Consider the following 11,822-nt stretch of genomic DNA (forward strand, 5'->3'; position numbering starts at 1 on the left):
GCTGCGCTGCCGTTCGCTAACCGGCGGCAGCGAAGCCGGCGAGCGCACAGTGACTTGCGCCCGGCGAGCGCACCGTGACATAGAGAAGAGTAGGTCCACAATGCATGAGGTCCTGGCGAACCTGCCCGAGGTACTCCGTATCGATGACGCGAACGAGCGTATCCGTACTTCTCACCAGTCGACCGGGCGCCGGATCGCCTTGCTGGACGACGACCCGACCGGTTCACAGACCGTGCATGGAGTCAGCGTGGTGATGGTTTTCGACCGGGACGAGTACCGGTCGGCCCTGGCAGAGCCCGGGTCGGAGTGCTTCATTCTCACGAATACCCGTGGCCTCGACGAGCCGGAAGCGGTCGACCTCAACCGCCGGATCGCGGCGGACCTCTTTGCCATCGGAGCGGAACTGGATGCGCCGGTGTCGCTCGTTTCGCGCAGCGACTCCACCCTGCGCGGGCACGTCGTTGCGGAAATGCGGGCACTGAACAGCGCGTCGATTCTGGCGACGGGGGCCGGCTTCGACGGCATTCTGTTCGCGCCGGCATTCTTCGAGGCCGGCAGGTTCACCGTCGATGACGTGCACTACGCCGGGCATGGCGATGACGCGCAGCCGGTCGGTGAGACCGAGTTCGCCAGGGATGCGACATTCGGCTACTCCTCGTCGAACCTCCGCGAGTTCATCGCCGAAAAGTCGGCGGGCGAGATCCGAGCCAGCGACGTGCTCAGCCTGAGTCTCGATGACATCCGGATCGGCGGACCGGAGCGGGTCGCCGAGATCCTGTTGACTGCCTCGGATGCGCAGTTCATCGTGGTGAACGCCACCTGCTACGAAGACCTCGAGGTCGTTCTGCTCGGCGTGCTGGAGGCGGAAAAGTCCGGGAAGGTGTTCGCCTACCGGGCGGGCCCGTCGATTGCCCGGCCGCTCGCCGGCATCGAGGCGAAGGATCCGCTGACCGCGACGGACATCTTCGACGGCGGTGCGCCGGAAGGCAAGTCGCACGGCCTGGTCGTCGTCGGCTCGCACGTCGGCCTCACCAGCAGACAGGTCAAGGTCGCCCAGGATCGGTGCGGTCTGGTCGAGGTTGACCTCGACGTCAACAAGATCGTGGACGTCAACACCCGCGAGCAGTATCTCGCCGAGGCGGTTGCCAAAGTGCAGAAGCTGCTGGCCGAGAACGACGTGCTGGTCTACACCAGCCGTGACCTGGTGCGCGGCATCGACGAAAAGGACTCGCTGCGGATCGCCCGTACCGTGTCTTCGGCAGTTAATCAGGTCGTGCGCGGCGCGCTCGAAGTTCAGCCGCGCTGGGTTATCGCCAAGGGTGGTATCACAAGCCATGAGGTCGCCGTCGAAGGTCTCGGCATCCGCCGCGCCACCGTGCTCGGCCAGCTGTTCCGCGGACTGGTCTCGGTGCTGAGCCCGAAGGCGGCGTTGCCGCAATCAATCGGCGTGCCCTACGTGGTCTTCGCCGGAAACGTCGGCACCGAGCAGAGTCTTGCCGACGCCATCGACATCTTCACCGGCACGAAATCCTAAAACGCCCCCTCCGGACAGAAGGTACCCACCATGTCAAAAATCGCTTGGATCGGCCTCGGAGCCATGGGTTTCCCGATGGCCGGCTGCCTGGGTAGGGCAGGACTCGATGTCACCGCCTTCGATATAGCTCCCGGCCGGGCGCAGCAGCTCTCGGAGTTCGGCGTCAAGGCTGCAGGATCCGCCGAGGCAGCCGTAGCTGAGGCCGACGTGGTGGCGCTGATGGTGGCGACTCCGGCGCAGGTGGACAGTGTGCTGTTCGGAGAGTCCGACCTCGCCGCCGCAATCCCGGCCGGCGCGATCGTGCTGGTCATGGCCACCGTCGGGCCGGAGCCGGTCGCGGACTGGACGGCTAAGCTTGCCGGCCGCGGCGTGCGCATCGTCGACGCTCCGGTATCCGGCGGTGTAGCCCGCGCCGGGACGGGCGAGTTGCTGATGATGGTTTCCGGGGACCCGGAGGATGTCGCCGTGGTGCGTCCGCTGCTGGAGGCGATGGCGTCACATGCACCCGTGGTCGGCGCGGTTCCTGGCGAGGGCCAGAAGATGAAGCTGGTCAATCAGCTGCTGTGCGGCGTGCACATAGCGGTGGCGGGTGAGGCACTCGCGTTCGCCGAGCGGCTCGGGCTCGATATCGGGGCTACCTGGGAGGTGCTCCGGCATGGCGCCGCGAACTCCTTCATGTTCTCCGACCGCGGCGAGCGAATGGTCAATGAGGAGTTCGACGTGGCGAAGAGTGCGATCGATATCTTCGTCAAAGACATGGGGCTGGTTGTGGACGCGGCCGAGCAGAACGGCTTCGCCGCCCCGATTGCGGATGCTGCGAAAGTGCTGTATCTCGAAGGCGCGGCCGCCGAGATGGGCCGCAAGGACGACTCGAGCGTGCTGGAGATCTACCGCAACCGCTAGCCGTTGCCCTGCTTAGGGCAGGATGGCGTCATGAATGGTATCGGCGCGCAGGTCACCCTGGTCACCGGAGGAACCCGAGGCATCGGGGCAGCGATTTCACTTGAGCTCGCCCGCGCGGGACACGACATCGTGGCGAGCTTTCACAGCGACGACGGCGCGGCGGAGGCATTGCGTGCGCATGTCTTAGAGCTTGGCCGCCGGTGTCTGACCGTTCGCGCCGATGTGGCGACCGCAGCCGGTGTCGAGCAGCTGTTTGACGCCGCCCTCGATGAGTTCGGCTACCTGACCGGCCTGGTCAACAACGCCGGTGCGACGATGCATGTTGGTGCGCTCGCCGGCACTCCGGCTGAAGTGATCCGCAGCGTGATCGACGTCAACCTGACCGGCACCATTCTGTGCGCTCGCCGGGCGGTTCAAGCCATGTCGACCGAGAGTGGTGGACGTGGCGGCACCATCGTGAACATTTCGTCCGCGGCGGCCACTCTTGGTTCGGCAGGGGAGTACGTGCATTACGCGGCCGCCAAAGCAGGTGTGGATGCCCTGACATTGGGCCTGGCCAGGGAGGTTGCTGCCGCCGGCATCCGGGTCAACGGAGTAGCACCCGGCACGATCAGAACCGGTATCCATGCCGCCGCTGGCGATCCCGGCCGCCCGGACCGGGTCGCTGCCCGGGTTCCGCTCGGCAGGGCGGGTGAGCCTGAGGATATCGCACCCACAGTTGCGTACCTGTTCACGCCGGCGGCGGCCTATATCACCGGCACAACGATCCGGGTTGCCGGCGGACTCTGACTTCCCGGGCCTGGCCCGCTGCCATCGCTCCCGGCACCTCAGCCGGAGCAGGAGTATCGGCGGTCGGGGCATGCCAGGCCCGGACGTTTGCAGGAGCTGACTCACCGGTAACCCAGCAAATCTCACCATCCGAGCAGAATTCCCACCCGAAACCGGCCTAGCTCCTGCAATTGTCGTGCCCGTCCTCCGACTCTCTTGGGCTGGGGTGCACCTTGAGCGGGAATTCCAAAGATACGTTTGCAAATAAACAGTTGCAAAGGAATCTTTGTAAGGCTAGGGTTCCGGTATGACCATTCCTAAATCGGCCGACATGAGGGGACGCACTGTTGACTCGTCGTCACTCAAGGGCCTCGCGCACCCGCTCCGGATTCGCATCCTTGAGACGTTGTGGAGTTACGGCGCCAATACGTCCTGCGGATTGGCAGAGCGGCTTGGCGAATCGAGTGGATCGACCAGCTATCACCTTCGGCAGCTGGCACGACACGAATTCATCCGCAAAGTCGAAGGCAAGGGAACCAAGCGGGAGTGTTGGTGGGAAGTGATGCCGGGCGGACTCACCCTTGCGACTCCGGACCTCGCGACCGATCCCGCCACCCGCGCGGCATCGCAACTGGTCTCCCGCGAGTTCGAAGACACTCGCCAGCAGGCATTGAGTCACTTCGTAGTCAATGGCTTCGAGCTACTCCCCAAACACTGGGTCGACGCCAGCACGATAACGACCGCCCACTTCAAGCTGACCAGCAAGCAGCTGGCGGAGATCTCGGCGGAGTTCGAGAAGTTTCATGATTCGGTGCTCGCGAAGTATCGCGGGCAGGACGAGCCAGGCGCACGTCCGGTACAGGTTCACATCAACGCGTTTCCACTTATTGATGGAGAGGAAAACCCGTCATGACAATGCTGCTTGACGTTCCGTCGGCTCGGATCCGAGAGGCTTATCCGACGTCGGACCACGCCAGCGTTCGGGCTCGCGGCATGAGCCGGGCGGCAATCTTGTTCGGCAGTGCCGTGGTGAATTGGGGACGACGCAGGGCGCTGGCGAGCGCGGATCCAAGGGAGATTGTGTTCGAGCTGCGCGATGACCAGGCCCGGACGGCGGCCGCCGAGCGCTTCAGTGCCCTGTTGCCTTAAACTTCGAAGTTCGTCCCGACGAAAGCCGGTCGGGACGTGCCAGCCAGGGGGTGCGACTGTGCCCTGGCGGGCCGCGCCAGCCTAAGGTTGGCGACTCCAGCGGCGAGGCGGCCCGGCGACTTTTGCAGCAGCTAACTCGTCGGTAACCTGCCAGTTCTCACTATCTGGGCGGATTGGGACGGCGATTCACCGCCAGCTCCTGCAAATGTCCCGCCTGACAGTGCGGCTAACGGCCGACCGTCATCCGTCGTCCGGGAAGAGTTCCTCCCCATACGCCGGTTGGCTCGGCTGCTACTCGGGCGTACTTGGCACAGGCTTGTAGCGCGGGGCAGGAATTGCACATGGCAGCGGCCTTGCGCATCGTGGCTTTCTCTGGTGTCTGCCAGTAATCGGGCATTGCCTGACAGGGGGTTTGAACTGTTTCGAGCACCTTTGCGAGGCGTTCCCAAGCGGGTATAGCGGTGTCGGGGATGTTGACGTCCACGTGTTACTCCAGATCTTCGGACGGTCCCTTGCCGTCCGTACGTACCTGACGCTAAGCCGCTCGCGTTACTCCTATGTAAAACGAACGTTTCCACAGTGGTCTTCTTCAACCAGGGAGCCCATGTGCGCCACGTCACACCATACAGACATTGTCCCGGAGCCCCAAGAATAGATCGAGGATCGATGTTTACCCGCGCTACAGAGGCCGCGGTCCGCGGCGACCGATGCCGGGGTCCTGCTGAACCGCTGCGGCGACCGAAGCCGCGACCGATTCCGGGTCATGCTGCGACCGAGGCCACGGTCCTGCCGAGCCGCTGCGGCGACCGATGCCGCGGACGACGCGGGCGCCGCGAAACGCTAGGCTCGTACTCATGGCGGACCTCGGCAGGATACTTGGCCTTGTTGTGCTGGCCACGGCCGCAGCCGCCTGTACCGCGCAGGTATTGCGCGGAAAGTTCGTGTCGCCCAGGGCGGCACCGCCGGCGCACGCGGACGCCGTGATCGTGCTGGGCGGGATATACCGGGAACGCGTGCCGGTGGGGATTTCGCTGGTCGAAAACGGTGTCAGCGATCAGCTGATCCTTTCGGTGCAGAGGCCCTCTGAGGCGAACGCCATCACCATCCGCCGTCGCTCGCGAAGCGAGGCAGCACATCGCCAGGTGCTGATCGGAACGTTCATTCCGCCGTCGGATGACACCAGAGGTGAGGCGCAGGCAATTGCCGAGCTGGTCCGGCGGCACGGCTGGGGCAGCATTGCCGTGGTCACCTCGAGCTATCACATTGCCCGGGCGCGACGGGTGATTGAGGCGCAGGTGCGCAGCCCGGCATCGGGCGGCGCGGGAGCGGGGCCCGCTCGTCCGGTCCGGATCCACATGGTGGCGTCGCGGCCATGGATGAACGGCTGGCGCTGGGCCCGCCGGATGGCGATCGAGCCGCTCGGCATCCTGCGCGATGTCGTATTTCCGCCGTCGCGACTGAACCGGCCGGATATCCACGAAACGCGCCGAAAGGCTGAACTCAAGTAGGCTTAATAGGTGATATTCGAGAATGACCGCGTGCCCCGATCCGCCGGGAGCGCGACGTGAGCAAAACTGAGCCAGGCAGCCCGACGCAGCGCACCGCCGCCGGGCCGATCAGGTTCTACCAGATCTTGCTGTGCCGCGGAGTTCTCGGCGTCATTTTCGGGGTTGCAACCATCTTCTGGCCGCGGGACGACAGCAACCCGCTCGACCTTGAAATGCCGATGGGTATCGTCGATGGAGTCATCGGTTGCTACCTGCTGGCGACCGTCGTGCTGCTCGGTTGGCAGTCCCGGCATCCGGGCGTGGCGCCAAGACTCCGGGTCTTCGCCATCATCCAGGCCGTCGTCGCCCTGCTGGCGGCAATCGGACTCCTGACTTTCACCGGTGATCAGCAGACCCTGCAGCTCGTCGTAGGTGCCTGGGCTCTGCTCAATGGACTGCTTGAAATGTTCTCCTGGCTTGAGGTTCGCGGCCGGTACCGAGGTGCGCAGGACTTCGTCGTGACCGCCGGCCTGTTCCTCGTGCTGGCGGCCGTGCTGTTCTTCGTGCCCCGGATCGGCGCGCTTTCGGTGCTCGGACTGACCGGAGCGGTTGCACTGATGAGCGGCGTGCTGTTTGTGCTGGGCGGGCTAACCGCGCGTAGGCTAGTCCGGACCGGCTAAGAAATGTTCGCTTTAGTCGACCCACTGACATCGACCGATAAACCCGCCGCGGCAATGGCGCCCAGGCCTTTGATCCATTCCAGGAGCCATCGGATATGAGCCACGAAGCCGAAATCCTCAACACCATGGGCATTCCGCTCATCCGGGAACGCATTGACCCGATTGCGCCGGTAAGCACGTCACCCGAGGTGGACGGCTGGGACCCGGCCGCGCCGCATGCGCGACCGCTGACCGACCTCGGCAGGGCCGAACACGAGCTGTCGCCTGCGCTGCTGGACCGCCTGGTCGAACTATCCCGCAGCCCGCAGTTGCTCGTCGCAACCGACTATGACGGCACAATCGCGCCAATCGTGGAGATCCCATCCCAGGCGTACCCCCAGCCGGGATCGGTTGTGGCGATGCGCGCGCTCGCGACCTTGCCGAACACCGAGGTGGCGGTGATCTCGGGACGTTCCCTGCGGGACCTCGCCGCGATGTCGCGATTGCCGATTGAGGTGCAACTGGTCGGTTCGCACGGTTCCGAATTCGATATCGATACCGTGTCCAGCCTGCCCGCGACATTGACCGAACAGCTGGCCAGGCTCAAGGCGGACGTCGCACAGCTGGTCTTGGAATGTCCGGGAATGCGGCTGGAGGATAAGCCGGCCGGTGTCGCCATTCACCTGCGTGGAGTTTCGCAAGAGGTCTACGACAAGAGCCTGGCCCTGATCGATCAGATTTCCGCCCGTGACGAGGTCTACGCCACCTCGGGCAAAGACGTGGTCGACCTGTCCGTGGTCAAAACGTCGAAGGGCGCAGCGCTGCGTGCGCTGCGGGCAAGACTCGGCTCCTCGGCGGCGCTGTACATCGGCGACGACACCTCCGATGAACGGGCGCTGGCCACCCTGCAGGGGCCGGACCTTGGAATCAAGGTGGTTGGATCCGGGGAGGACACCCTCACCGCGGCATCCGTCACCGTGCCGGACCCGGCCACTGTGTCGCTCGTGCTCGCCACGCTGTTCGACTTGCGCCGCGCCTGGCTCTTCGGCCGCAGTGCGGTGCCGATCGAACGCCACAGCATGCTGGCGAACGGCCGGTCGACGGCACTTGTCGACCCAGCCGGCCGGATCTGCTGGATGCCGGACCCGTTCCCGCATTCGGCGTCGATGTTCTCCGAGATTCTCGGCACCGAGGCCGCAGGGTTCTACGCCATCGCGGCAGCAGATGGCTCGAAGCCGTTGACCCAGCGATACATCCCGGGTACCACCACCGTCGAGACTCGCTGGCCCGGATTCAAGACGACGGACTACCTTGGCCCGGCCGCTTCCTCCACCACGACGCTGGTCCGGGTTGTCGAGGGGGAACGTCCCGCGACGGTGACTTTCGCGCCGCGGCTGGATTACGGCACCGCGACGAGCCGGCTCGAAGTGGTCGAAAATGGCGTCCGGGTGATCGGAACCTCCGAGCCGATCGTGTTGCATGCACCCGGAGTGAAATTCCGGATTCAGGCCGAGGGCCAATCGGACACCGCGATCGCCGAGTTGCCGATGGGCGGCGACCCCGTCGTGCTGACCCTGACCTGTGGCGGCTCGGTCGCGGAACAGGACCGCATCCGCAGGGCAGACGGCGGCGAACCAGCACAGCGGCACAAGGCCAACGAGTACTGGACGTCCTGGGTCGAAACGCTCGATGTACCGCAGTTCAGGCGGGAGGCCGTGGTCCGGTCGGCGATCACGCTGCGCGGGCTGTGCCATGAGCCCAGCGGCGGTGTTCTCGCCGCTTCAACCACCTCGCTGCCGGAAGGGATCGGCGGCACCCGTAACTGGGACTACCGCTACTGCTGGCTGCGCGACGGCTCGATGACGGTCAACACGCTGCTCTCGCTGGGATCCACGACCGAATCGATCGGCTTCCTGAATTGGCTCAGCGAAATCCTGTCCCGCTCGAACGGTCCGGAGCAGCTGCACCCGCTGTACGCCGTCGACGGATCCACGCTCTCGACCGAGGCCGTTCTCGATGCTCTGCCCGGTTACGCCGGTTCCCGTCCCGTCCGGGTCGGAAACGCCGCCGAGCACCAGGTCCAGCTCGATGTTTTCGGCCCGATCACCGAGCTGCTCGACGACCTGACCGAATACCTCGGCGAACTCAGCGATGAGCACTGGTTCCTGACCCAGCAGATGGTCACCGCGGTCGAACGGCGCTGGATGGAACCGGACCACGGCATCTGGGAAGCTCGCCGGGCGCCACGGCATCACGTTTACACCAAGGTAATGTGCTGGGTGACCGTCGACCGGGCGCTGCGGATCGCAACCCGGCACGGCCGCGCGGTACCGGGTGACTGGGAGCAGTTACGTGCCACCATCGCCGACGATGTACTCACCCAGGGTTGGAGTGAGGAGTCGAAGGCGTACACCGTCGCCTACGGCGCCCCGGATCTCGATGCGGCCACGCTGCATATCGGGCTTTCGGGCCTGCTGCCGCCGGACGATCCACGGTTCGCCTCCACCGTTGAGGCGATCGAGCGGGACCTGCGCCGCGGGCCAACCGTTTTCCGTTATCACTACGATGACGGCCTACCGGGTCTCGAAGGTGGCTTCCACATCTGCACCACCTGGCTGATCGAGGCGTTCATCATGGCGGGGCGGATCGATGACGCCAAAGAGTTGTTCGCCAGGCTGACCGCGTTGATGGGACCGACCGGCTTGCTGCCGGAAGAGTACGATCCGGTGCCGGAACGTCATCTCGGTAATCATCCGCAGGCATACTCGCACCTCGGCTACATCCGGTGCGCCCAGCGATTGGCCCCGTACCACGTCACGGTCTGATCTGGGCGAGGGCATGACCACATGACGGTCTGATCCGGGCGAGGGCATGACCACTTGACGATCTGATCCGGGCGAGGGCATATTAGCGCATTTGTTTGTGCTGAGTAGTGTTGGAGCATGACTGAGTCCGCGCGTCTCGCATTGGTGATCGAAGATGACGATGACATTCGTCGGCTGCTCGAGGTGGTTCTGAGCCAGGCAGGCTTCGTGGTGGAGTCTGCGGCGACGGGATCGGCCGGTGTTGCCGCCGCACGCGAGTCGGCCCCCGACCTGATCACCCTGGATATCGGCTTGCCGGACATCGATGGCTATGAGGTCGCCCGCCGGCTGCGCGAGTTCTATCGCAACCACCTGGTGATGCTGAGCGCGCGGTCTGAAACCTATGACGCGGCCCTTGGCCTCGAGGTGGGTGCCGACGCTTACCTCACCAAGCCGTTCCGCCCCCGCCAGTTGCGCGAGGTGCTGGGCCGGATTCTGTCCGAAGCTCCGGTGGACTAGGCGCTGGCACCGGACGGCTAGCATGCGAAACGGTCCGGTATGTGAAACCGCGCAAGCGAAACGGTCCGGTAAGTGCGCGAAGAGGGGCTACATAACCCCCCACCTGAGGGAGAAACCGGACCGTTTCGGGTGGGAGAGCCTGACCGGCTCAGACCGGCCGCTTGAGATCGTCGAGGTAGTCGTTCCTGAGCACACGTACCGTGCTTTCGCCGGTCAGCTGCAGGAACGGAAGTTCTTGCCGACAGGCGGCGAAATCGCCACCCCTGGCCAGTGCTGCAACCCGCCCGCCGAACAGTTCAAGACGTTCGGCGCCGATCATGGCTGCCGACACCTGGATGCTGCCGGCGGCATCGCGCGACGACATGATGTCTTCGGCAGCCAGGGCTTCCTTGAGCCGGGCAAGGCGAGTCGGCCACATAATGGCGAAGGCCGAGACGAATTCGAGCGCTAGATCGTTGCGCTGATCGAGTTCTCCGGCGAGCGCTTCCAGCTCTTCCCGGTTGACCAGGGGCAGCGCGAGTTCGTGGATAGGCGTGACAATGACGGGTGCAATTCCATCGGCATTTCGCATTGTCTTTGCCCAGCTGTTCTCGCCCGTGACCAGCCGCATGATTGCCCGAGGGTAGTAGACGTAGGTGAGATAAACGTACACGAGAGTGCCCAGGCCGGTCATCGTCGCGGCAAGGATTCCCATTCGTTTGTTAGCGACCTTACGGTAAATCGGTCCCCAAACCGCGTACGGAAGAATCAGGTACACCATTGCCGCCAGAACGGTGACCAGGGCAGAGGCGCTGTCGACGAAACCGAACCGATTCTCCTGGATCGCCGTCCACAGCAGAATCGGAACCAGAATCAGGTTGAGCATCATCAGCCATGGCTGACTCATGAAGTAGTTCACTTCGAGATGGCCGGCGAGGCTGAGTTGGCCACTGCGGCGTAATCGCGGCAGGATGCTGGCGCACTCCATGATCCCCTGAGCCCACCTGGTGCGTTGCGTCAGCAGCCGCCCGAAGTACGGAAGTGCCTCCTGGGAGACGTGAGCCTCAGGCACGTAGTGGTTGGTATAGCCGAGTTCAAGGATGTACAGGCCGAGTTCGTAGTCCTCGCTGAGCTTGCGTCCCCAGGGTTTTCCGTGTCGTTCGGCAAGGTCGTCGAGGACGGTCAGCCGGGTGAACTGTCCGTTGCCACCCATACCCACCGTGCCGGTTTTGGTCCGCAGCAGCTGCATGGCCGAGTTCGTCGTCCGGAATTCGACGTCCTGCATCCGGATCAGGTATCGGCCCAGCAGGTTTGCCCAACGACCGAGGTGCGGCACGGGTCGAACGTCATTGCGGTTCTTCATCCAGACCTCGAGCTGCGCCGCGCCGACCGATTCCGAGCCGAAAGTTTCCGGCCCGGACAGGAAACTCAGCGCATTGTCCGAGAGATAGCCGTCGGCATCGAGCACACCGACAACGGCCCGGCGGCGAGCGGCCTGGTCGGTCCCGACATAGTCGGAGACGACGGAATAGGCGGCGTTGAGCGCTTCACCCTTGCCGACTCGTGCATCGGGGCGAACCCGCGAAATCAGGTGCACGCGGACATCGAAGTCCATCAGCTCCTTGACAACCCGGGCGGTGGAATCCTGGGAGGCATCGTCGATCACCCAGACATGCGCCCTCGGGAAGGACGTCCGGGCCGCAGACACGGTCGCGGCAATAACGTTCTCCTCGTCACGGCAAGGCACGAGCAGGTGCCAGTCGAAATCGTCGGAGTCTCCTGGTGAATTCCGGCGCCGGCGCAAATAGGTGATGATCAGCAGCGAAATGTAGGTCAGGGCGATGGAAGCTGTCAACGTCACCGTCACCAGTGCGACATCGCGCCAGCCGTCCCGGCCGAAGCGGCCGAATACGCCGGAAGCGCAGAACAACAGGAAGGCCGACGTGCCGTAAACAATCGCGACCAGCGTCATCGCCAGGTTCTTCACGTATTTTCCTTTGCTGCACTGCCGGAGGCATCA

General features: G+C 64.4%; 11 protein-coding genes. 9 read left to right on the plus strand and 2 right to left on the minus strand.

All coding sequences use genetic code 11. From position 1 onward, the window contains the following. Nucleotides 1-100: 100 nt before the first annotated feature. The 5 genes from LWF01_RS17575 (at nt 101) to LWF01_RS17595 (ending at nt 4,354) form a co-directional block, all read left to right on the plus strand. A complete protein-coding gene (locus tag LWF01_RS17575; protein WP_349638667.1) occupies nt 101-1,534 on the plus strand; it encodes a four-carbon acid sugar kinase family protein in 1,434 nt (477 codons plus the stop codon). Between the two features lie 30 nt (nt 1,535-1,564). Beyond that, nucleotides 1,565-2,437, plus strand: a complete 873-nt coding sequence (locus LWF01_RS17580) for an NAD(P)-dependent oxidoreductase (RefSeq protein ID WP_349638668.1) — start codon at nt 1,565-1,567, stop codon at nt 2,435-2,437. A gap of 30 nt (nt 2,438-2,467) precedes the next feature. Further along, a complete protein-coding gene (locus tag LWF01_RS17585) occupies nt 2,468-3,226 on the plus strand; it encodes an SDR family NAD(P)-dependent oxidoreductase (protein ID WP_349638669.1) in 759 nt (252 codons plus the stop codon). 286 nt (nt 3,227-3,512) lie between these two features. Further along, nucleotides 3,513-4,118 (plus strand): winged helix-turn-helix domain-containing protein, encoded by a 606-nt coding sequence (locus LWF01_RS17590; RefSeq protein WP_349638670.1) that lies wholly within the window; start codon nt 3,513-3,515, stop codon nt 4,116-4,118. Next, nucleotides 4,115-4,354, plus strand: coding sequence for a hypothetical protein (locus LWF01_RS17595; RefSeq protein WP_349638671.1), 240 nt, complete (start codon nt 4,115-4,117; stop codon nt 4,352-4,354). The genes LWF01_RS17590 and LWF01_RS17595 overlap by 4 nt, the downstream gene beginning before the upstream one ends. Nucleotides 4,355-4,580: 226 nt before the next feature. Here the strand turns inward: LWF01_RS17595 and LWF01_RS19295 are convergent, their stop codons facing one another. After that, nucleotides 4,581-4,751 carry a WhiB family transcriptional regulator gene (locus LWF01_RS19295; protein ID WP_432762030.1) on the minus strand — a complete coding sequence of 57 codons (171 nt, stop codon included), beginning with the start codon at nt 4,749-4,751 and terminating at the stop codon, nt 4,581-4,583. Between the two features lie 457 nt (nt 4,752-5,208). Here LWF01_RS19295 and LWF01_RS17600 point away from each other — a divergent pair, with 457 nt between their 5' ends. From LWF01_RS17600 to LWF01_RS17615, 4 genes are all read left to right on the plus strand, one after another. Next, nucleotides 5,209-5,862 carry a YdcF family protein gene (locus tag LWF01_RS17600; protein ID WP_349638672.1) on the plus strand — a complete coding sequence of 218 codons (654 nt, stop codon included), beginning with the start codon at nt 5,209-5,211 and terminating at the stop codon, nt 5,860-5,862. A 56-nt stretch (nt 5,863-5,918) separates the two neighbouring features. Next, nucleotides 5,919-6,521, plus strand: a complete 603-nt coding sequence (locus tag LWF01_RS17605; RefSeq protein ID WP_349638673.1) for a Re/Si-specific NAD(P)(+) transhydrogenase subunit beta — start codon at nt 5,919-5,921, stop codon at nt 6,519-6,521. 95 nt (nt 6,522-6,616) lie between these two features. Continuing rightward, nucleotides 6,617-9,325 (plus strand): trehalose-phosphatase, encoded by a 2,709-nt coding sequence (otsB, locus tag LWF01_RS17610; protein WP_349638674.1) that lies wholly within the window; start codon nt 6,617-6,619, stop codon nt 9,323-9,325. Nucleotides 9,326-9,442: 117 nt separating this feature from the next. After that, complete coding sequence (locus LWF01_RS17615) at nt 9,443-9,823, plus strand: response regulator transcription factor (RefSeq protein ID WP_349638675.1); 381 nt, start codon at nt 9,443-9,445, stop codon at nt 9,821-9,823. 148 nt (nt 9,824-9,971) lie between these two features. On the opposite strand, the gene LWF01_RS17620 is transcribed toward LWF01_RS17615, so the two are convergent. Then, nucleotides 9,972-11,789 carry an XrtP-associated glycosyltransferase gene (locus LWF01_RS17620; RefSeq protein ID WP_349638676.1) on the minus strand — a complete coding sequence of 606 codons (1,818 nt, stop codon included), beginning with the start codon at nt 11,787-11,789 and terminating at the stop codon, nt 9,972-9,974. Nucleotides 11,790-11,822: the final 33 nt, after the last annotated feature.

The sequence above is a fragment of the Saxibacter everestensis genome (genome assembly GCF_025787225.1).
Lineage (GTDB): Bacteria > Actinomycetota > Actinomycetes > Actinomycetales > Brevibacteriaceae > Saxibacter > Saxibacter everestensis.

Excerpts from the sequence above, each read along its gene's own strand:
- LWF01_RS17575 (WP_349638667.1), top strand. The coding sequence starts at position 101 with ATGCATGAGGTCCTGGCGAACCTGCCCGAGGTACTCCGTATCGATGAC.
- LWF01_RS17580 (WP_349638668.1), top strand. The coding sequence starts at position 1,565 with ATGTCAAAAATCGCTTGGATCGGCCTCGGAGCCATGGGTTTCCCGATG.
- LWF01_RS17585 (WP_349638669.1), top strand. The coding sequence starts at position 2,468 with ATGAATGGTATCGGCGCGCAGGTCACCCTGGTCACCGGAGGAACCCGA.
- LWF01_RS17590 (WP_349638670.1), top strand. The coding sequence starts at position 3,513 with ATGACCATTCCTAAATCGGCCGACATGAGGGGACGCACTGTTGACTCG.
- LWF01_RS17595 (WP_349638671.1), top strand. The coding sequence starts at position 4,115 with ATGACAATGCTGCTTGACGTTCCGTCGGCTCGGATCCGAGAGGCTTAT.
- LWF01_RS19295 (WP_432762030.1), bottom strand. The coding sequence starts at position 4,751 with ATGCCCGATTACTGGCAGACACCAGAGAAAGCCACGATGCGCAAGGCC.
- LWF01_RS17600 (WP_349638672.1), top strand. The coding sequence starts at position 5,209 with ATGGCGGACCTCGGCAGGATACTTGGCCTTGTTGTGCTGGCCACGGCC.
- otsB (WP_349638674.1), top strand. The coding sequence starts at position 6,617 with ATGAGCCACGAAGCCGAAATCCTCAACACCATGGGCATTCCGCTCATC.
- LWF01_RS17615 (WP_349638675.1), top strand. The coding sequence starts at position 9,443 with ATGACTGAGTCCGCGCGTCTCGCATTGGTGATCGAAGATGACGATGAC.